This window comes from uncultured Microbacterium sp., assembly GCF_963528945.1.
Classification (GTDB): Bacteria; Actinomycetota; Actinomycetes; order Actinomycetales; family Microbacteriaceae; genus Microbacterium.
The window spans coordinates 548,341-568,300 of record NZ_CAURWX010000002.1 but is presented as its reverse complement, the minus strand read 5'-3'; the positions used below and the strand labels follow the sequence as shown (position 1 = coordinate 568,300).

The window sequence follows — 19,960 nt, the reverse complement described above, 5'->3', positions numbered from 1 at the left end:
GGACAGTTCATCGTCGGCACGGGCGGGAGACGATCGCCTCCCGCGACGCGGGCGCGGCGGCGATGCGGCGCCCCTTCCGCGCGGGAGGATGGATGCATGTCCTCGAACCCCCACCGACGACTGCTCTCCTCCGTGCGACGCATCCTGCACACCGATCCCTCGAGCGTCGCCCACACCGAAGCGATGCCCGTCATCGACGAGCGCACCGTGCCCCGGGTGCTCGATCTCGCGACCCGCATCGGCGAGGCGATGTTCGCCGTCGGGGCGTCGGCGCACGAGGTGACGCTCGCGATCATCCGTGTGTGCGAGGCGTACCGTCTGCGCGGCGTGCAGGTCGACGTGACCTACAACTCCATCACGGTCTCCTTCCACCTGAGCGGCGAGGTCTGGCCGGAGACCCTGGTGCGGGTCGTGCGCGTCGCGGCCCCCGACCATTCGAAGCTGCAGCGGGTGCAGGCGCTCGTCGCCGACATCGAGCAGGGGCTCGACCTGGAATCCGCGCGGTCCACGTTCCGCGCCATCCGCCGCACCCCCTTCCGCTACCAGCAGGCGGTCGTCGTCGTCGCCCGCGCGCTGCTCGCCGTGGGCGTCAGCATTCTGCTCGGCGCATCGCCGATCATCGTCGGGCTCACGTTCATCGCCGCGCTGTGCGCCGCCGTGACCCAGGCCGGCCTCGCCCGCCTGCGCGTGCCGCTCTTCTTCAGTCAGATCGCCGGCGGGCTGGTGACGACCGCGGTCGCCGTCGTCGTCTCGGCGCTCGGCGCTGCGGGCATCGAGCCGTTCGTCGACATCCGTCCGTCGATCATCGTCGCCTCGGGTATCGTGCTGATGCTCGCCGGGCTCACGGTGGTGGGGGCCGCGCAGGATGCGATCGACGGCTTCGCGCTCACCGCGGGCGGGCGCATCCTCGATCTGACGATGCAGACCCTGGGGGTGGTGATCGGCATCCTCGTCGGGCTGGAGCTGGGGGGCGTGCTCGGTTTCACGATGGACCTTCCGGACGACCCCGCCCCGTTCGGTCCGTTGCCCGCGGTCTTCGCCGGTGCCGTGATCATCGCCGTCGCCGTCGCCGTGTTCAACGGCGCGGGCATCCGCATCATCCTGGTCAGCGCGCTGCTGAGCGCCATCACGATCGCGGGCTACACCGCGGGCGCGAGTGTGGGACTCAACGCGGCGGCAGCCAGTGCCCTGGGTGCGTTGCTCGCGAGCTTCGCCGGCATGCTGATCGCGCACAACCTGCACGTGCCGTCGGTCGCTGTCACCACCGCGGCGATCGTCCCCCTGGTGCCCGGCGTCACCGTGTTCCAGGGCCTTCTCGAGATGGTGCACTCCGGCGGGTCGACGACCGGGGTGGTGGGGGCGGGCGGCTCGCTGATCGACGCCGCGATCATCGGCATCGGTCTGGCCTCCGGCGCTTCTCTCGGGCTCTATCTCGGCACGCCGGTGCGGGCGACGCTCGAGGGTGTGGCGAAGACGCGGGCGCGCGTACGGCGCTGAGCGCGAGGACATTTCCGATATATCGGATGGTGACCTCGCGCGAAGTTCTTCGCCTCCGACTCTTCCAGCCGGCTCACAGCTTCGCTACGGTGTCGGTGTCCCGGCTGTGCGTCTTCGCGCGCGCGGCCATCTCCTGCAGTTCGAGAACATCGAGACGAGAAGATGACCCCCCAGAGAAGACGAGTACTGGCCGGCGGAACGACCGCCGCGCTCCTGCTGTCGGCCGCCGGCGCCCTGATCCCCGGCGCGGCCACCGCCGCCGAAGATCCGGTCGCTCCCCTCAGCGGTCCCGCGTTCGACACCACCGCCCAGCAGCTGCTCGCCGCAGACGGCGTCGAGGCCGTGGCGACCAACGCCGAGGGACAGGTCGTGGTCTACGCGACCACGCCCGAGACGGCGCTGACCGGCGAGGCGGCGTCGTTCGTCAACGACCACTCGAACGTCGTCGTGAAGCAGCTCTCCGCCCCGCTCTCGTCTCTCGCGGCGACCGATGTCGTCGGCGGCGCCGGCTACATCGCGCTCGACCCCGCGACCCCGACCGTCGGCAGCCTGTGCTCGATCGGCTTCTCGGCTTTCAACGCCCAGGGCGATCCGGCGGTCATCTCCGCCGGCCACTGCACCGAAGACGGCCTGCGCACCGACGCCTACCTCTCGCTGCCGAGCAACGACGACGCCGCCGGCGGGACCCAGCCGTCGATCGTCGCCCCTCTGGCCGAGTTGACCTACTCGCAGTACGGCGGTCCCCTCAACACCCCGGGCACCGACAACTCGCTCACCAGCACCGACATCTCGACGTGGGACGTCATTAACCCCGCGCTCACCACGCTCCCCCGCATCACCGACTGGTCGACCGCGGCGCAGAACGACCTGTCACTGCAGTCCACCGCGGTGCGCGCCGTCGGCAGCGCCCAGGTCGACGCCCCCGTAACCAAGTCGGGCCGCACCACCGGCGTCACCGCCGGCGAGGTCGACTCCGTCAACGCGTGGGCGGATGTCGACGGCCGCTTCGTGTACGGGTTCTTCACCACCGCGCTCTCCGACGAGGGTGACTCGGGCGGGGCGGTCTTCCAGGGCGAGACCGCGGTCGGGATCCTCTCCGGCGGCGGGACCTTCACCGACGGCACGCCGCTCATGTTCGCCGCCGATTTGCAGAACGCTCTCGCGCAGACCCCTGGCTACACCGTGGCGTTGTTCCTCGACGCCCCGGTCGTCACCTCCGCCGCACAGCTGGGTGTCGGCGGCACGGTGACCGGCACGGGCCCCGCGAACACGACGCTCGTCGTGACCCCCGCGGGCGGTACGCCGTTCGAGGTCGCCATCGGCGCCGGCGGCGCATGGTCGTTCCCCGCACCGGCCGAGGTGGGCGAGACCTCATACACGGCGTTCGCCCGGTCGGGATTCAGCGAATCCGCCGTCACCCCGTTCGACGTGCAGGTGCTGCCGCCCGCGCCGGCGATCACGTCGCCGGCGAACGGCGCCCGCATCGTCTCGGAGGTCACCAAGATCGGCGGGACCGGCGTGGCCGGCGCGACCGTCACCCTGAGCGGAGACGTCACCGGAGACACCACGGTCGAGCAGGACGGCACCTGGTCGTTCCCCGTCAACCTCGGCATCGACGCCTACTCCGTCACTGCGGTGCAGGAGGTCGACGGCGTCGACTCGGCCACCAGCACGTCGGCGTTCGCCGTCATCCCCACGGCCCCCGTCGTCGCCGCTCCTCTCGCCGGACGCACGTATTCCCTCGCCGAGTCCCCGGCCGCGGCCAACGGCACGGGCATCGAGGATGCCTCGATCAGCGTCGTGCGTAACGGTCAGGCCGTCGGCTCGACGATCGTCACGGACGGCGCATGGAACGTCGCGCTCACCGCCCAGGCCGGCGACACCGTGCTCGAGGTTGTGCAGACCGTCAACGGCCAGAGCAACAGCACGGTGGTGTCGTACGCCGTCGCGGCCGCACCGGTGGCCGGTGGCGGCGCGGGCGGCGCCGCGCCCGGCGCGGGAGCAGGATCGGGCGACGCGCTCGCGCAGACCGGCGGTGGCGACACGACCCCGTTCGCGGCGCTCGGCCTCGGGATGCTCCTGGTCGGTGCCGCTCTCGTGACCGCGCGCCGACTGCGCACGCGCGCCCGGGTCTGACCGGAAGGGAATCGTCGGCGGGCGGTGCGGGCTCCGGCCCGTACCGCCCGCCGTCTCCGTCTTGGGGAGCCGGGGAGGGTCGTGGGCGGCTCGGTCAGTCCTGGTGCTCGTGCCCGTCGATCATCTGCTTCCGCATGTCGGCCTCTCCCCCGGGCAGCGTCTCGCCGCTGACCTGTACGTCGGGCTGCGCCGCCGTACCGCCGATGCCGCACACCGCGACGCTCGGGGCGCCGTCGAGCGTCTTCGGAACGACCACGAACCAGAGGCTCGCCTCGTCGAGCCATTCGGTCGTGGCGCGCTCGGGCTGATAGGCCGCCGCGGGAGCGAGCGCCTGGGTCTCGGCGGTGCACAGCGCGACCAGTTCGTCGGCGGTGAATCCCGGATCGACGGGAGCCGGAGCGGGTGCAGGGGCATCCGTCGTGGCCTCGGCGGTGGGCGACGGAGCGGGACGGGGCGAGGCGGTCGTCGACGACGACCCGCTCCCGGACGTCGCCGTGGGTTCGGGGGCGCACGCCGCCAGCAGCAGAACGAGCGGGAGGGCGACGACGAGAGACCGGGCAGCACGCATGCGTGCAGAATACCGATCGCCGCCGCGTTCGCCTCGGCGCCGCGCGCTCACTCGAGTCCGGTGTACGAGCCGTAGCCCTGCCCGAACGGCACACGCGCCGAGAACGAACCGTTCCCCGCGCCGACGAACAGCACCAGTTCCCCGCTCGGCATGCGGGCCATGAGATCCGCGACACCGTCGCCGTTGTAGTCGATGCCGCCGGAGAGGGCCGTCAGATTCCACTCCGTGCCGACGATCTGCCGGTTACCGAATCCGCCGAGACCGCCGGGGTAGAAGTAGGCGAGGCCTGCGCGGTCGACGACGATCAGGTCGCCGCGGCCGTCTCTGTTGAAGTCGCCGCCCACCATTTGTGTGAATGCATCCCACCCGGCGCCCACCGTCACGACCGGACTCGATAGCCGCCCCTCGCCGTCACCGGGATAGATGCGCAGGATGCCATCGCGCACGGCGAGCACATCGTGGCGACCGTCGCCGGTGTAGTCCGCACCGGAAGTGACCTGCGTGAGACCGTTCCATCCCGACCCGATCACGGCGAATCCCGAGAACCCCCCGCCCTCGGCCGCGCTGCCCTGGTGGAACTCCAGAGACCCGTCGCTGCGAACCGCGAGCAGGTCGGAATGGCCGTCGTCGTTGAGATCGGTGTGGGTGAGGTGGGTGCGCAGACCCCACGCCGAGGTGATTGTCGCGGGTGCGCGGAATCCTGCTCCCGTGCCGCCGAAGAACTGCAGATCGCCGTCGGGCGCCACACCGACGAGATCGCCCCGACCGTCGCGGTCGAAGTCGCCGCTGAGGACCCGCGGGGTGACGACCGTGCCGAGCCCGGGGAACTCCATCGGGAGGGTGGCGCCGCGCGTGACGTTCGACAGACAGGTGAAGCCGTTGTTGATCGCGGTGTAGACCGACCCGTTGCGCCACACCTCGAAGTGCAGGTGGAGCGCGGTCGTGGCCCCCGTCTTGCCGACCACGCCGATCTGCTGCCCGCGGCTCACGGTCGTACCGACGCCCTGCATGCCCGGGGACTCCATGTGCCCGTACCGCGTGACGTACCCGCCCGGATGCTGGATGTCGACGTAGTTGCCGTAGCCGCTGTTCGTGGTGCGGGTCTTGATCACGCCGTCGTACGCGGCGAGGATCGGGGTTCCGCCCTGGTTCGAGATGTCGATGCCGTCGTGCTTGCGGTAGTTGTCGCGGCAGCCGTCGCCGACCTTCGACTGGATGTTGCCCGAGGCGGGCACCACCATCTTCCCGTCGGTGGCCGCTGACGCGGATTCGCCCCCTGCGGCGGGGATGAGGGACCCGAGAGCGATCGCGAGAACGGCGACCGCGCCGATCCGGGCGAGGCGCGAGCGTGACGCTGCCTTCATGACTCGTTGTTCCTCGTACTCGATCGGCCCCAGGGGACGAGGTGTCCTCCGAGGTCACGGTACCAGCGCCGACCTTCCGCGGAGGGGAATCCGCGCGCGCCGCCGTCACTGGACATCGCGGGGAGTGCCGGAAAGCCGTACATTTCACTTATGGGAAGACTCAAGTACGACGGCATCTCCGACCCGATCGTGATCGAGGACGAGACGCTGGCGCACCTCAAGATTGTCATCGCCACCAAGCTCCGCCGCCAGGAGAGCTTCATGATGACCTGGATGCCGCGCGACGGCGGGGCCGACCAGCGCGCCACGGTCTGGATCCACCCCGCCATCCCCCTCCAGTTCGGCTTCGACGAGGCCCGCGCGCCCGAGATCGACCCCCGACGCGTCTCGGAGCTGATGAAGCACCTCAATGCGACCGGTGAGCTCGTGCTCGATCACGTGCTCAGCCCCGGCTGATCTCGCGGGCGCTGACCCGCCCGCTACGCTGTGCCGGGTGGACAACCCGACCTACATCCTGCTCGGTCTGCTCGTGCTCGCGATCATCATCGGCGCGCCGTTCCTGCGTCGGTGGGCGAACGGGAAGGCGTCCGCGGCGGGCGAGCGGGCCGGGCGACGGTTCGCCGCCACCCAGCTCGTGAAGGTCCTCACGGAGTTCGGCACGACGCTCGTCGTGCACGCGCCCGAGCACACGGCGCACGAGATCGTCAGCGAAGCCGTGGCCGCGAGACCGAAAGACTTCTCGGTACGCGCTGACGGTGGCTACGGCATCCGCTTCGTCGAGCACGACGACACCACGCTGCGGCTGGTGCCCGACCCTGCGGGGAGCCGCGTGCAGATCGAGACGTTCCGCGAGTACATGGGCTTCCCGCAGACCGCACTGTTCTGGACGGAGCTGCGCGAGCGGATCGCCGCGGCGGCCGCGGCCCGCGGGGTGACGGTCACGGATGGCCCGCACCTGGAGTTCCTCCGGGGTGGGCTGCTCGATGCGAAGAACGCCCGCTGGACGCTCGACCGCTGACGTTCCGGACGACCCGCCGATCCCGCCGGCCTCGGGGCGTGAACAGGTTCGCGCGACCGCCGACGGGGTGTCCGACTCCCAGACGACGTGACTAGGCTGAGGCGGTGTCAGCGACCGCCGGTACGGCCGGTCGACGTCCTGGCACCGGCCCACACGACATCCCTCGGTCCCCGCGACCTGCGCCAGAGAGGCATCCCGCATGAGCGACAACACCGGATCCGCCGACCGTGACGACGACCGCTCCCCCGATTTCTTCGATCAGCTGATCGAACCGACGCCCTCCGGCTCGGTCTCGAACGGGGCGCCGTCGGCGTTCACCATCGGCTTCCGTGGCTACGACAAGGGCGAGGTCGATTCCGCCCTCTCCGCCCTGCGCAATCAGCTGCAGCAGGCGAAGGCCGACCTCGCCGACGCCGAGGTGCGTCACGCCGACGCTCTCGACGCGCTGCGCTCGGAGGAGGGCTCGGCTCGCGACGAGCTCGAAGCCGAGCTGACCACGCTCAAGGCGCAGACGGCGACGCTCGAGCAGCAGGTCGCCACCCTCACCTCCGAGCTCGTCGACGCCCCCGCGCCCGACGGGGAGGAGGCGCCGTCACGACAGCAGTTCGAGGCCATCCTGCGCGTCGCCGAGGAGCAGGCCAACGTGCTCATCCAGAACGCAGCCGTGCAGGCCGACCGGCTGATGGCGGCGGCACGCGAAGAGGTCGCGTCGCAGCGCGCAGAAGCCGAGGCCGATGTCGCGCGCATCATCTCGCAGGCCGAACGCGATGCCGACCAGGTGCGCCTGAAGATGGACACCGAGTACACCGCTCACGAGGCGCGCATCGAGCGCGAGTCGGCACATGCGGCCGAGAAGGTGAACCAGGCCTCGCAGGAGGCCACCGCCATCCGCACCGAGGCCGAGAAGGGCGCGGCCGCGCTGCGTTCGCTCGTGACCCGCGAGACGTCGCAGCTCCGCGCCGACGCCGAGCGCGACGTGCGCGAGATGAACGCCCGAGTGCTCGAGTTCGAAGAGACGCTCACCCGCCGTCAGGACGACGCGCAGCAGGAGTTCCTCGTGCTGCACAACCAGGCGGTCGCTCATGCCGAGCGCATCACCAACGATGCGAACGAGCAGGTCACGGCATCGCTGGAGCACGCACAGCGCATCTCGGCGAAGGCCGACGACTACGAGCGGCTCATGCGATCGCAGGCGCAGTCGATCGAGGCCGACGCGCAGGTGCGGGCTCGCGAGACGCTCGATCGCGCGCGGGTGAAGTCGCAGAAGATCGTCGACGCCGTCACCACCCACACGAACACGGTGCTGCGCGACGCCGAGGACCGTACCCGTCAGCTGCGGTGGCAGCAGCAGCAGCTGTCGAGCTTCATGGCCGAGGTGCGTGAGATGATCCGCCCGGATGGCGTCTTCCCCACCGACGGCGGTCAGCCTTCCCCCGCGACGGCCGGCACCGGTATCGCCGGCACCGGGATCGCCGTCACCGGGATCGCCGTCACCGACGACGCCCCCGTCGAGGAGTTCCTCGGTGACGAGGTGCTCGACGACGAGGCGGCCGGCGACGGACCCCTCGAGCGGATCACGATCGAGGTCGTCGAAAACGACGACGACTCCCGCTGACGCGTCTCATTGCATGAGAAAGGCCCGGACGTCAGCGTCCGGGCCTTTCTCGTCTGCAGCGCTCGCTGGCGCTATGCGCGCCGCATCTGCGCGGCGGCCGGGCAATCGAACGGATCGCGGGCCGCGAGGCCGACGCGGTTGAGGTATTCGATGACGATCGCGTAGGAGCGCAGCAGGCTGGTCTCGGTGTACGGGATGTTGTGCGCCGCGCAGTAGTCGCGAACGATGCCGCGAGCCTTCGACAGGTGCAGACGCGACATGTTCGGGAACAGATGGTGCTCGACCTGGTGGTTGAGGCCACCCATCAGCCACGTCGCCCACCAGCCGCCGTTGACGTTGCGCGACGTGCGCACCTGCTTCGAGAAGAAGTCGAGGCGCGCGTCGGGCGCGATGACGGGCATGCCCTTGTGGTTCGGGGCGAACGACGCCCCCATGTACACGCCGAACACGGCGAGCTGCACGCCCATGAAGGCGAATGCCATTCCGAGGGGCAGGAAGAGGAAGACCGGCACGATGACCAGCGACAGTCGCGCGGCGATGAGCGACAGCTCGATCCAGCGACCCTTGACGTTCTTCTGCGTGATGAGGTGCTTCAGGCTGATGAAGTGCAGGTTGAGGCCTTCGAGCAGCAGCAGGGGGAAGAAGAGCCAGCCCTGTCGGCGGGTGATCATGCGCACCAGGCCGCGTGACTGGGCGGCGTCGGTCTCGAGGAACGAGATGGTGTCGACGTCGATGTCGGGGTCCTTGCCGACCTGATTGGGGTTGCCGTGGTGGCGGGTGTGCTTGGAGTCCCACCAGTGGTAGCTCATGCCCACCGCGCCGGCGGCGAGGATGCGCGCGAGGCGCAGGTTCGCCGGGCCGGAGCTGAGGATCTGCCGGTGCGCCGCCTCATGGGCGAGGAAGGCGACCTGGGTGAAGAGGATGCCGAGGGCACCGGCCATGAGCAGCTGGAACCAACTGTCGCCCAGCAGCACGAAGCCGGTGATGACACCGCCGAAGCCGAGGGCGAGGCCGCCGGCGACGACGGAGTAGAAGACGGGCGTGCGCTGCATCAGCCCGGTCTCTTTGACCACCTGCTGCACGTCGCGGTAGGCGCGCGCCATCGGCGGGAAGTCGGCGTTGCCGGAATACGTCTGCCGCACCGGTCCGAGGGTGGATGTCGTCTGGTCGAGCTGAGTGGTGGAGATGATGCACTCCTGCCGATCGGGAGCCCTGGAGCCATGGAAGCCAAGGGCGGATGCCGTTCGCTGACCTCAGGCTAACCCCGGGTACATGCGACCGGGGGCATACGAAACCCCTCCGGACTCGGGTCCGGAGGGGTTGCGAGGCGATCAGGCCCTGACGCGCCGCGGCCTGCGGCGGAAAACCGCGGTCCACGGGTGGAACCTGGGCGTCTCGTGGGAGATCTCCAGGGCGTTCCGCGCCGCGGCGAGTGCCGGGAATGCGCCCAGCTCTGCGCCGTGCGCATCGCGGACGAGATGCGCCGAGCCGTCGTACTCGACGAAGCCGGCGTACTCGCCGCCGCGGGTGGCGACGTGGACATCGATGTCGGCCTGCTTCCAGGCCAGGGGGTCGGACGGATGGATGGTGGTCGTGCTCATGATGATGCTCATTGCTTCGTGGCGGGCGCGCGAGCGCTCCGCGATGGAGGATCGGGGCGGATGCCGCGCGCATCGATGCGCATGGTCCGGAATGGCCCTGATCAGTGGCTACGTGGGCGCCGAGAGGGGCGATGCACGCACGTTGCCTCTTCAGTGTAGCAGAGCGGTCAGCGACCGGGCCGGGCCACCGACCCCCGCACCACCAGCACGACGACGATCGCCGCCACGATGCCCGCAGTGAGGGCGACGGGCACGGGCAGGACGGGGTCGAGCAGGACGAGCACCGCCCCGCCCGGCACCACGATGTCGATGACCCGATCGCCGACGGGGCGGATGACCAACCACCAGACGCAGAGCAGGAAGACGGCGATCGGCACCGTCACCGTGAACGACGCGGCGGTGCTCGACAGGGCGCTGTCGCCGGTGAGAACGTCGAGTTCGGTCTCGATGCCCGACGAGAAGGCGGCGGCGGCCGCGAAGACGAAGTAGTGCAGGTACCCGTACCTCAGCGAACGACCGAACGATCCGACCGCCGTGTGGTGCTCGGGCCAGAAGTAGATCCACCACAGCGCTGCCGTCACAACCAGCGTCAGCACGGAGATCGACAGGAAGGGCAGGAACGACTCGGCCTCGTGCAGGGCGTCGATGATCGCGTTGGCCGACGCGAGCAGACTCTCGCCCAGCACGATGAGCGTGAACAGCCCGTAGCGCTCGGTGATGTGGTGCGGGTGCCACGGCGTGCGCACCTCGCGCTCCGCGACGATCGGGACCGACATCTCCATCAACGCGAAGACGACGAACGCCACGATCTGCACCGCGCCCGCCGGCAGGAGCAGGAAGAGGACCCAGAGCACCTGCACCCCCGCGATTCCCGCGGCGTAGCGCAGGGTCGCCCGTCGCAGCCGCCCTGCACCTCGCGATGCGCGCAGCCACTGCGCGACCATCGCGATGCGCATCACGACATAGCCCGCCACAACGATCCCGTACCGCCCGTGCTCGAAGGCATCGGGGATCCCCGCCGCGAGCACCAGCACGCCGCCCATCTGCACGATGGTCGTCACGCGATAGAGCCAGTCGTCGGTGTCGAATGCGGTGGCGAACCAGGCGAAGTTCATCCACGCCCACCAGATGGCGAAGAACAGCATCGCGAACGACGTGAGCCCGTGCAGCACGTGCCCCGCGCTGAACGCGTGGTGCAGCTGGGCCGATGCGTTGCTGACCGCGACGACGAACACCAGATCGAAGAACAACTCGAGCGAGCTGGCCACCCGATGAGGCTGTCGCGCATCCCGGGGGATCATGCGCGCGAGGCCGCGCCTCGCGGGAACGCTGTTCGTCATCACCGCGCCAGATTAGACCCGTTCGGCCCGTGCACCGCCCTCGCCGGGCAGCTCGTCGCACGGCGCGCCGATCACACCTTCCGTCGACCGCCGCCGTGGGCTATGCTGACGACGTCTGCAGCTCTCGCTGTACGCATCCACCGTGTGGGAGGGAGGATGCACCGACCGTGATGTGGGATCACGGACGAACGCGAGACCCGAGGGGTCGGGAATGCAGACGAACCCGTGAGCGTGGGGCTCGCGGACTGGGGAACAACTGGGGAAACAATGGCGCACTGGGGATTTTTGCGTACATTCATGGCTCGAGGGGCCACGGCATGACCTCCGTAGAGGATGCCGTCGGCATCGCTCGCGCAGGCTCGGCATTCGTGCCGGTCGCCGCCGCTCCACGAGCCGCAATGCCGGTGCCGCGCTCGGTGGTCTCACCGCGCGTCTCCGCAACGCTGGAACGCCGCCGTCAGTGGGAACGGCGATATCGGATGCGACTGCGGACGACGGATGCGGCTGCCATCCTGCTCGCCGTCGCCCTGACGGCGGCGATCCAGCTGACCCGAGGCGATGCCTCCGTGCAGGTGCTCCTCGCGAGCGTGCCCCTCGCGGGGCTGTGGTTCGTGATGCTCAGCGCCCTGCACACCAGAGACGCGGCGCTGTTCCGCGCCAGCGCGACGGAGTACCGCGGTGTCGCCCACGCGAGCGGCCTGGCCTTCGGACTCGTCGCGTTCATCGCCGTGATCGTCGAGTGGGAGTCGATGCGGGTCGTTCTGCTGGTCGGCTTCCCCTTCGGGCTCATGCTGCTGCTCCTGACCCGATGGGTGTGGCGGCACTGGCTGGTCGCCGAGCGACGCGAGGGACGCTTCGCCTCCCGCACGCTCGTCGTCGGCGACCGCCGCGCCGTCGACTACGTCATCCGCACGCTGCATCCGATCGGCGCCTCGGGCTATCAGGTCGTCGGGGCGACCCTGCTCGACGGCAACGCCCGCGACATCGAGGTCGACGGCATCCGCTTCCCTGTGCTCGGCAACTCGCGCACGGTGGCGACCGTCGCCGGCGAACTCGGCGCAGACACGATCATCGTGGCGAGCCACCCGGAGGGTGACGAGGACTTCGTCAAGCACCTGAGCTGGGAGCTCGAGGGCGCTGCCGCCGAGCTCGTGCTCTCGAGCCGCCTGACCGATGTCGCGGGGCCGCGCATCTCGTTCGCCCCGGTCGAGGGCCTGCCGCTGATCCAGGTGCAGATCCCGACGTACGAAGGCGGCAAGCACGTGATGAAGCGGGCGCTCGACATCATCGTCTCCGCGATCGCTCTTGTGCCGATCGGTCTGATCCTGCCGGCGCTCGCGCTCGCCATCAAGCTCGACTCCCGCGGGCCCGTGTTCTTCCACCAGGAGCGCGTCGGCCGCGACGGGCGCCGTTTCCGTATGGTGAAGCTCCGCTCGATGACGACGGATGCCGAGGAGCAGCTCGCCGCCCTGCAGGCGCAGAACGAGGGCTCCGGCCTGCTGTTCAAGATGAAGGCCGACCCGCGGGTGACCCGTGTGGGCCGCGTGCTGCGCAAGCTGTCGCTCGACGAGTTGCCGCAGTTCTGGAACGTGCTGATCGGCGACATGAGCGTCGTCGGCCCGCGCCCGCCGCTGCCCAGCGAGGTCACGGCGTACGACGGCACCGTGTTCCGTCGGCTGTACATCAAACCGGGCATCACCGGGCTCTGGCAGATCTCCGGGCGCAGCGACCTGTCATGGGACGAGAGCGTGCGCCTCGACCTGCGCTACGTCGAGAACTGGTCCGTCATGAACGACCTGCAGATCATGTGGCGCACCGCCAAGGTCATGGTGCAGCCGAGCGGGGCCTACTGACAGCGAGAGGGGGTGCACCCGCCATGCGGGTGCACCCCCTCTCGTGAGCACTGCGGTCAGTCGCGCGCGTTCACCCACGGATCGAGTCCCGCCTTCTTGAAGGCATCCACCATGCCCGCACCGTTGTCGATGCGCATGTCGCACGAGGAGTTGCCGGACCCGGCATCGAAGCGTACGAGGGCCTTGATGTTCGGGTACCGCTGGAGCACCGACGGAATGTCCTTATAGAACTGCGTCGAACGTCCCGGGTTGGCCTCGTCGAACTCGGTGCCGTACTCCATCAGGATCTGCGGCTTGTCGCCCCAGCCGTTCTCCACCATGAAGTCGTGCGGCCCTCGTACCTCGTTCTCGAACGTGGTCCAATTGCTGCCGTTGCACGTATAGAAGTTGTACGGGTCGAAGCCGACCCAGTCGACGTACGCGTCACCGGGGTAACCGGATGCGATCTTGTCGTCGTTGCCGGCGCCCAGGTATCCGGTCGAGACCCACAGCCAGGCGACGTTCGATACGCCCTTCGCCTCGAACCGGTCGTGCACGCGCTGATAGGCGTCGATGTACTCCGCCATGGTGCCCTTGTCGAAGCGGTCGAACTCGGGGTCGAACGCGATCATCACCGGCTCCCCGAACGCCTTCACCCGGTCGGCGGCAGAGTCGATGTACTCGTCCCACTCCCCCCGGGCGATCGCAGACCAGCGGATGTCGGTGTTGCTGCTCGCCACCCGCGCCTGCCACGCGAAGAGGAGCGTCCGGTCCTGACCGAGCGCCTGCTCGTGGGAGTCGGGGAAGAGCCCCTGATGGGTGCTCTTAGAGAAGTCGTGATAGCGCAGTGTGACGTCGAACTGGCGTCCCACGCGCGCTTCGAGATCGGTGATGGCCGACGTGAGCGTGTCGCCCTTGATCGTGTAGGCGCCCCAGAGCGCGCCGCACGCGGGAGCGAGGTAACCCTGCGCACCGCACTCGTCACCGGTTCCCGGCTGCTCGCCCGGTGCGGGAACCGGGTTCGGGTTGGGAGCGGGAACGGGGTTCGGAGCGGGCGCCGCTTCGCTCGTCGCGGTCAGTTCCGCATCGAAACTCACCGTGGGCGTAGACCGCCAATTCAGATGCGTCGACGCCGCGATGACATTCTCCCCGGCATGCAGCGCAGACGCGGGGATCGTGACGGTACGGAGCTGTGCCGCCGCGGTGGCGTTCGGGGCCCTCGTGGCGTACGTCCTCGATGAGAGCGTGCCGCCGGGGAGGTTCACCCGGCTCACCTCGACGCCGTTGACGTAGATCACAGCGCCGTCGTCCGCGCGGAACGACAGCTCCACGTCCGAGAGTCGGACTCCGTCGGGGACCGTGAAGTCGGTCCGGAACTGGATGCTGAGCGGCTTGCGGGTCGCGCCCGCCTCGGGTGCGGTCTGCGTCCGCGCATCCGGTCCCCATCCGAGGGGAGCGGTCCCGCTCTTCCAGGCGGAGTCGTCGAATGTCGGCGACTGCCACCCTTCCGCCCAGGCGTCGGCGGAGTACCGCCAGTGCCATGCGGAGCCGCTCGGGATGAGCGTGAGTGGCCCTGTCGTAGCGGCCGCCACCGGTTGCGCCGACGACGCCACCGGTGGGGCGGATGAGGTGGTGGCCGCGGCTGCGGGTGATGCGGACAGGGCGGCGCCGATCAGCACCGTGGAGGCGATGACGGCGGATGATGTCGTGATGACTTTTCGGAGCGCGCGGAAGCGACTTCTGCGGTCTGTCAAGAGGGGTCCTCAGTGTGGGTAGACGGTCTCATCGATTCGCGGAATGCGATCTCGACGCGAGCGCCACGCCCCCCTCCGGGCCTGACTGGGCGATCGTTCCGGAGAGTCAAACATACGAATATCGATCTCGCAACTTTCGGGTTACGGAAAGATCACGACTCCGTCAGGACGAAACCTCTCACCGAGAGGCTCGCCTCCGTCGGGAAACGGCCAGCTCAGAAGGGGAAACCGCCTTGTCTTGCTGCCGCGGGTGCGACCGCGTCAGACCCACGACGACCGGCTTCTCCCGTCCGTCCAAGGCCTCCCATACCGCCGCCACGTCGGCGAGACGCGAGCGCTCATCGACGAGGAGCGTCACGACATCGGCCTGACCCACCAGCCGTGCGAACACCCCGAGGGAGTGCGGGCCGGAGGAGTCGACCACGCGGAGGGTCTCACCGTCGAGGCTGCGGTCCGGCCCGTGCTCGGGATCGCGCTCCGCATCAGGAGCGGTATCGGTATCGGCATCCGAGGGCACGACCGCGCCCTCGGATGCGCCTCGCGCTTCCCACGGGTCCGTCGCGGCGAGCACCCCGGCTCTTGCGACGGCCTCGAGCGCCTCCTCCAGCCGCGCAGCCGAGGGCGTCGACCCCGGCACGCCGATCTCGCGCAGCAGGACGCGCGGCGACTGGGTTCCCGACGACGTCTCGACCACCCGGTCGGCGAGGTCGACCCAGAACGTCGGACTCGTCGACGCATCGACCACGGATGCCTCGCCGACCACACGGCCGAGGCGGTCGGCCGAGCGCACCCGAGGGTCCGTGCGTTCGCGCAGCAACGCCGCCGCGACACCGAGCAGTAGGCCGCCGACCAGTCCTCCCGCGAGCGAGACCGTCAACCCCGGCGTCGCGGCACTCGACGGCACCTCTGCCTCCCCGATGATGCGACCGGGCTCGGACGTCGTCAGCAGCAGACTCAAGCGCTGCTGCTGCAGCGTCTGGACGAGGCTGCTGGTCGCGGCATCCTGCGGCCGCCCCTGCAGCTCGACGAGTTGCGCGTCGATCTTCTCCAGATAGCCGTTCACGACCGTGTCGGCCCCTTCGCGCCGGAACTCGAGGTACGCCTCGCTGAGCGCGTCGGCCGCGCGTGCGGCCTCGGTCGGCGAATCGGCACTCACCGTCACCTGCAGCACCTGCGATCCCGAGGGGGCGGCCACGTCGACCTGCGAGAGCAGGAACGACCCCGGGTTCAGCGTCACCCCCAGCGCCTCGGAGGCCCGCTGCGCCACCTCGCGCGATCCGAGGATCTCCTGCTCGGTGCGGATGTTGACCTCTTCTTTGGTCCCGGTGAAGGGGTTGGAGACCCCCGCCGACACCACGAGACTCGTCGTCGCGGAATACCGCGTCGGCGTGGCCGCCCACAGAGCAACCCCGCCCAGCACACCGATCAGGGCGCACACCGCGATCACCCGCCATCGGCGGCGCAACACCTCCACAATGAACGCGAAAGTCATCGATTCCCCTCCCCCGAGTCGGCGTCCGACGCCGACTCCCCTGTCATGATTGTCGACCATCCACAGCCGATCCGGTCACCCGTTCGTCCAACTGGTCGAGAAGTCGTGCCGACCGGTGGCGGTCGACCTTGCGCACGAAGAACGCCCCGGAACGATCGATGCGATCGCGGTCGATGTCGGTCAGCACCTTCGGGTGCCCGAAGCCGTCGCTGTCGAAGTCGATGTACCGGCCGTTCGAATTGACGAAGTCGAAGCTTCCGTCGCTGAGGAGGATGCTCTGGAAGAACACCTCGTCGACGGCGAGGCTCGTTCGTCCCCACCGCATGATGTCGGGACGCGAGTCGACCGTTTGCAGGACGTGCCGCACGGCGCGTCGCGAGATCGTGAACCATGCGGACCCTCCATGCACCGTCAGCCCCCGCGGGAGGCGCGGGCGGCGAAGCGCGATCCGGAACGTTCCATACGCGATGTTGGTGCGGATGAGCGGCTGCAGGTAGTTGATGCCGTGCACCCAGTGCCACCGACGTCGAGACGACGCGCTGAGCGGCCAGAGGATCCACCACCGATAGAGGTACCGCTGGCGAGCCTCGTGCATCGACCAATCGCTGCTCTGCGGATCGAGCGCGGAGTGGTGGTGCAGGAAGCCGTCGCCGGCGTCGGCGAGGGCGTCGAGGAACTCCGCCACGGGGCGCGCGGGGTAGTCCATTCCCGAGAGCACGGTGACGTGGTCGGCGCCTCCGTCGGCCTCGACCAGCCGGAACAGCGAGACGATGCGTTCGATCTGGGTGAAGTCGCCGCGCCCGCCGGTCTCGCGGATCACGGTGCACCGGGGCCCCTCGAGGGACTCCACACCTGGTTCGCCGGCGATGTCATGACTGATGTACACCCGCACGTCGTCGGCTCCCGCCAGCAACCGTTCGACGAGTCTCGAGAGCTGCGGGACATCGGCATGGCTCGTGATCACGAACGCCGCTCGCATTGTCGCATCAGGCATGCGCACCTCCTCGGCGTCCGTGGCCGCGCCGCAGTACGGAGAGCAGGACGACGCCGTACACGGCCAGCACTGCGCCGAGTCCCGTCAGACGTGCGAACGTCGACGCGTCCGCGAACACCGCGCTGACAGCGAGGGCGCCGCCGAGCACCATCAGCACCGGCAACGCACCGGAGCGCACGACCTCACGGGCATCCGCCCGCACCCCGACAGCTCGGTGCACCTGGATGCCCGCCAGCAGCGTGTCGACGACGACTCCCGCCGCGTAGGCCGCAGCGGCGCCGACGATGCCCCACATCGGCACGAGGACGAGGCACAGGACGATCAGCACCGTCAGCTGCACCGCCTTGTTCATCAACTGGCTCGTGCTGCGGCCGGCCATGAGGAGCACGGTCTGCAGAGCGCCGCCGGTGTTGCGCAGGCCCATGGCGATGGCGAGCACGACCAGCGCCGTCGCCCCCTCGCGGAACGGCTCGCCGAAGAGCCCGAGGAGGTCGGGCGCGAAGACCGCGACGGCGATGTAGAACGGCCAGGACGAGAGGATGAGCAGGTTCGTCACCCGGCGGAACAGCGATCGCGCCTCCCCGGTGCGGCCTTGGGCGACGGCGGAACTCATGCGCGGCCCGAGGACGATTCTCATGGCCGCCTCGAGCATGGAGCCCGCCTGGACGATCCGGGTGACGACACCGTACACGCCGCCGGCAGCGGGACCCAGGAGCGCGATGACGATGAGGACGTCGGCCCAGTCGAGCGCGCGCTCGAGGATGACGGCACCGCCACGCGGAAGCGAGAACGCCCAGAACGCTCGACGTTGCGCGACCGATTCGACCCGGTCGAGGGCGGCGGGCGCGGGCGCGTCGCGGGAGATCTGGCGACGAAGCGCGAAGGCGGCGAGCACGGCGGCGAGCAGCAGAGGCGCGGCCCACGCCCAGACGGCGGCCCATGCCGAGCCGATCCACACGACGGCGGCAGCGACGGCAGCCAGGCGCAGGACCGGGATGAGCAGATTCTGGATGAGCGTGTAGGTCGAGATCCGTCCGAGGCCGCGCGATCCTCCGAGGAGCACCCCGATCAGGGCTCCGGGCAGCAGAGCCAGGGCGAGGATCCGAAGCGTGTCGACACCGTCCGCGTCGAGCCCCATCCAGGAGCCGAGCGCCGGCGCCGCGGCGAACGTGGTGGCGCCCAGGAGCGCACCGACAGCGAGCACGGGGAGCACGGCGGTCCGAACGGTCGACCGCAGGAGTCGGACCTCGCCGAGGGACTTCTGGCGCGACAGCGCCCGCATGAGGCCGGTGTCGGCGCCGAGCCCGACGACGCTCGTCGCGATCATGAACCAGGACGTGAGCTGGAAGAACTCTCCCGTCGCCGTCGCCCCGAGACCGGAGCCGATCAGCCACGTGACGACGAACGCGAGCGCGGCGTTCACCGTGATGCCACCGAACGTGAGGAGCGACTCCCGGCCGAGGCGTTTACCGTCGGACACGCGGGAACACCTCCTCCCGGTCGACGCTGGCCCTGCTGAGCACGGCGGCAGCGAGGAGGAGGATCAGGCACTGCGTCACGGCCAGGCCGTAGAACCAGATCGTGACCCCCACGGTGACCATCAGACCCTGCATGACGAACGCCGCACCGCCGCGCAGATGTCGACTGGCGACGAGAACCCGCGCGAGGAAGGCGAGGAAGAGAACCAGCCCGACGAAGCCGTAGCAGAACATCAGGGTCCAGGCGTAGCCCTGGGTGCCGAGCGAGATACCGATCGACGCGTCCATGGCGGGGGTCGCCCATCCCACGAGCGGGGATTCGAGGACACGCTCGATCGTCGCCTGGTAGATGGTGCTCCGCCCCGTCGTCGTGTCGGAATACTCCTGGCGTCCTGCGATGGCCGCGAAAACGCCGAGCCACGCGAGCACCATCGCGCCCGCGGCGAGGACGACGGCCATCGCCGCCCCTGCACGCAGCATCCCGGCCGCCAGGAACCGAAGGCACATGAAGATCAGGAAGGCCCCGAGCGCGATGAACATGCCGCGATTGCTGGTCTGCGCAGCCGGGTAGAGGGAGCCGACGAGCGCCACTGCGAGGAGCGCACGCACACTGCGACGCCGGAGGCGCGTCCACACGAGCGCCATCACGGGAGTCAGCAGGGCATACGCCATGCCCCAGGAGTTGGTGTACGGGAAGGGAGCGGCGGGACGCACGAACGGCTCCTCGGCGCCCCACGGCTGCTGCACTTCGGCGAGCCGCGGCAGCACCAGTTCACGCACAAGCTCATTGCTGAGCAGCGACCCTGGAAGCACCTGTGCGAGCGGTGTGGAGATGCGCACATCGGGGAAGAAGGTCGCGAGCGTGCCGAGCACGACGACCGTGCTCCAGATCACCGCGAATCCCCCGAAGATCTTGGCCGGCGAGATGCGTTCCCGCGCGTTGACGTAATAGAGGAAGGCGATGCCGACCGCGAACAGGTCGACGGTGCGCTGGAGGAATCCGATCGCTTGCATGAACCCGGTCAGCGAGACGGCGCACACGACCACCCATCCGAGAAATGCACCCCAGACGAGCACGCCGGGGGTCGCCCTGAGCCGCCCGCGCAGGAGCAGGAACGCCGCCATGAGGGATCCGAAGGCGATCGGCACGAAGAGGGAGAAGCCGGTGACCCAGTAGAGCGGGAAACCGTAGATCCATGCGAGCAGCGGCCATCCGGGCAGCACCTGCGCCCCGGCCGGAAGGGAGGCCGGGGGCGCAGGTGAGTACCGTG

At 69.5% G+C, this 19,960-nt stretch carries 16 protein-coding genes; 6 read left to right on the top strand and 10 right to left on the bottom strand.

Annotated features, from left to right (window positions below; translation table 11 throughout):
* The first annotated feature begins 96 nt into the window (after nucleotides 1-96).
* Both RWS82_RS09760 and RWS82_RS09755 read left to right on the top strand, forming a co-directional pair.
* Nucleotides 97-1,497 carry a threonine/serine exporter family protein gene (locus tag RWS82_RS09760; RefSeq protein ID WP_314649430.1) on the top strand — a complete coding sequence of 467 codons (1,401 nt, stop codon included), beginning with the start codon at nucleotides 97-99 and terminating at the stop codon, nucleotides 1,495-1,497.
* A 162-nt stretch (nucleotides 1,498-1,659) separates the two neighbouring features.
* A complete protein-coding gene (locus RWS82_RS09755; protein WP_314649427.1) occupies nucleotides 1,660-3,633 on the top strand; it encodes a S1 family peptidase in 1,974 nt (657 codons plus the stop codon).
* Between the two features lie 94 nt (nucleotides 3,634-3,727).
* Here RWS82_RS09755 and RWS82_RS09750 read toward each other — a convergent pair whose 3' ends face one another.
* Together RWS82_RS09750 and RWS82_RS09745 are read right to left on the bottom strand one after the other, a co-directional pair.
* The gene (locus RWS82_RS09750) at nucleotides 3,728-4,201 is read right to left on the bottom strand and encodes a hypothetical protein (RefSeq protein ID WP_314649424.1); all 474 of its coding nucleotides are present in this window, start codon (nucleotides 4,199-4,201) and stop codon (nucleotides 3,728-3,730) included.
* A 47-nt stretch (nucleotides 4,202-4,248) separates the two neighbouring features.
* Entirely contained in the window at nucleotides 4,249-5,565 is a 1,317-nt protein-coding gene (locus tag RWS82_RS09745) for a VCBS repeat domain-containing M23 family metallopeptidase (protein ID WP_314649423.1), read from the bottom strand.
* Between the two features lie 150 nt (nucleotides 5,566-5,715).
* Between RWS82_RS09745 and RWS82_RS09740 the strand changes: the two genes are divergently transcribed.
* The 3 genes from RWS82_RS09740 (at nucleotide 5,716) to RWS82_RS09730 (ending at nucleotide 8,198) form a co-directional block, all read left to right on the top strand.
* Complete coding sequence (locus RWS82_RS09740) at nucleotides 5,716-6,021, top strand: hypothetical protein (RefSeq protein WP_314649420.1); 306 nt, start codon at nucleotides 5,716-5,718, stop codon at nucleotides 6,019-6,021.
* A 37-nt stretch (nucleotides 6,022-6,058) separates the two neighbouring features.
* Entirely contained in the window at nucleotides 6,059-6,583 is a 525-nt protein-coding gene (locus tag RWS82_RS09735) for a hypothetical protein (protein ID WP_314649417.1), read from the top strand.
* A 199-nt stretch (nucleotides 6,584-6,782) separates the two neighbouring features.
* Entirely contained in the window at nucleotides 6,783-8,198 is a 1,416-nt protein-coding gene (locus tag RWS82_RS09730) for a cell division initiation protein (RefSeq protein WP_314649415.1), read from the top strand.
* Nucleotides 8,199-8,269: 71 nt separating this feature from the next.
* Here RWS82_RS09730 and RWS82_RS09725 read toward each other — a convergent pair whose 3' ends face one another.
* The 3 genes from RWS82_RS09725 to RWS82_RS09715 all read right to left on the bottom strand — a co-directional run bounded on the left by RWS82_RS09725 (nucleotide 8,270) and on the right by RWS82_RS09715 (nucleotide 11,100).
* Complete coding sequence (locus tag RWS82_RS09725) at nucleotides 8,270-9,340, bottom strand: fatty acid desaturase family protein (RefSeq protein ID WP_400190078.1); 1,071 nt, start codon at nucleotides 9,338-9,340, stop codon at nucleotides 8,270-8,272.
* A gap of 189 nt (nucleotides 9,341-9,529) precedes the next feature.
* Nucleotides 9,530-9,799 (bottom strand): hypothetical protein, encoded by a 270-nt coding sequence (locus RWS82_RS09720; RefSeq protein ID WP_314649412.1) that lies wholly within the window; start codon nucleotides 9,797-9,799, stop codon nucleotides 9,530-9,532.
* 167 nt (nucleotides 9,800-9,966) lie between these two features.
* Nucleotides 9,967-11,100, bottom strand: coding sequence for a low temperature requirement protein A (locus tag RWS82_RS09715; protein ID WP_400190083.1), 1,134 nt, complete (start codon nucleotides 11,098-11,100; stop codon nucleotides 9,967-9,969).
* A gap of 356 nt (nucleotides 11,101-11,456) precedes the next feature.
* Between RWS82_RS09715 and RWS82_RS09710 the strand changes: the two genes are divergently transcribed.
* Nucleotides 11,457-12,992, top strand: a complete 1,536-nt coding sequence (locus tag RWS82_RS09710; protein ID WP_314649410.1) for a sugar transferase — start codon at nucleotides 11,457-11,459, stop codon at nucleotides 12,990-12,992.
* A gap of 56 nt (nucleotides 12,993-13,048) precedes the next feature.
* On the opposite strand, the gene RWS82_RS09705 is transcribed toward RWS82_RS09710, so the two are convergent.
* From RWS82_RS09705 to RWS82_RS09685, 5 genes are all read right to left on the bottom strand, one after another.
* Nucleotides 13,049-14,725 carry a glycosyl hydrolase gene (locus RWS82_RS09705; RefSeq protein WP_314649407.1) on the bottom strand — a complete coding sequence of 559 codons (1,677 nt, stop codon included), beginning with the start codon at nucleotides 14,723-14,725 and terminating at the stop codon, nucleotides 13,049-13,051.
* Nucleotides 14,726-14,903: 178 nt separating this feature from the next.
* On the bottom strand, nucleotides 14,904-16,217 hold the full coding sequence (locus RWS82_RS09700) for a Wzz/FepE/Etk N-terminal domain-containing protein (RefSeq protein ID WP_314649404.1): 1,314 nt from the start codon (nucleotides 16,215-16,217) through the stop codon (nucleotides 14,904-14,906).
* Between the two features lie 43 nt (nucleotides 16,218-16,260).
* Nucleotides 16,261-17,211, bottom strand: coding sequence for a beta-1,6-N-acetylglucosaminyltransferase (locus tag RWS82_RS09695; protein ID WP_314649401.1), 951 nt, complete (start codon nucleotides 17,209-17,211; stop codon nucleotides 16,261-16,263).
* Nucleotides 17,204-18,691 carry a lipopolysaccharide biosynthesis protein gene (locus tag RWS82_RS09690; RefSeq protein WP_314649399.1) on the bottom strand — a complete coding sequence of 496 codons (1,488 nt, stop codon included), beginning with the start codon at nucleotides 18,689-18,691 and terminating at the stop codon, nucleotides 17,204-17,206. Before RWS82_RS09690 ends, RWS82_RS09695 begins: the two co-directional genes overlap by 8 nt.
* Nucleotides 18,678-19,913, bottom strand: coding sequence for an O-antigen ligase domain-containing protein (locus tag RWS82_RS09685; protein WP_314649397.1), 1,236 nt, complete (start codon nucleotides 19,911-19,913; stop codon nucleotides 18,678-18,680). Before RWS82_RS09685 ends, RWS82_RS09690 begins: the two co-directional genes overlap by 14 nt.
* Between the last annotated feature and the right edge of the window lie 47 nt (nucleotides 19,914-19,960).

Excerpts from the sequence above, each read along its gene's own strand:
- RWS82_RS09715 (WP_400190083.1), bottom strand. The coding sequence starts at position 11,100 with ATGATCCCCCGGGATGCGCGACAGCCTCATCGGGTGGCCAGCTCGCTC.
- RWS82_RS09745 (WP_314649423.1), bottom strand. The coding sequence starts at position 5,565 with ATGAAGGCAGCGTCACGCTCGCGCCTCGCCCGGATCGGCGCGGTCGCC.
- RWS82_RS09760 (WP_314649430.1), top strand. The coding sequence starts at position 97 with ATGTCCTCGAACCCCCACCGACGACTGCTCTCCTCCGTGCGACGCATC.
- RWS82_RS09700 (WP_314649404.1), bottom strand. The coding sequence starts at position 16,217 with ATGACTTTCGCGTTCATTGTGGAGGTGTTGCGCCGCCGATGGCGGGTG.
- RWS82_RS09755 (WP_314649427.1), top strand. The coding sequence starts at position 1,660 with ATGACCCCCCAGAGAAGACGAGTACTGGCCGGCGGAACGACCGCCGCG.
- RWS82_RS09740 (WP_314649420.1), top strand. The coding sequence starts at position 5,716 with ATGGGAAGACTCAAGTACGACGGCATCTCCGACCCGATCGTGATCGAG.
- RWS82_RS09695 (WP_314649401.1), bottom strand. The coding sequence starts at position 17,211 with ATGCCTGATGCGACAATGCGAGCGGCGTTCGTGATCACGAGCCATGCC.
- RWS82_RS09730 (WP_314649415.1), top strand. The coding sequence starts at position 6,783 with ATGAGCGACAACACCGGATCCGCCGACCGTGACGACGACCGCTCCCCC.
- RWS82_RS09750 (WP_314649424.1), bottom strand. The coding sequence starts at position 4,201 with ATGCGTGCTGCCCGGTCTCTCGTCGTCGCCCTCCCGCTCGTTCTGCTG.
- RWS82_RS09720 (WP_314649412.1), bottom strand. The coding sequence starts at position 9,799 with ATGAGCACGACCACCATCCATCCGTCCGACCCCCTGGCCTGGAAGCAG.
- RWS82_RS09710 (WP_314649410.1), top strand. The coding sequence starts at position 11,457 with ATGACCTCCGTAGAGGATGCCGTCGGCATCGCTCGCGCAGGCTCGGCA.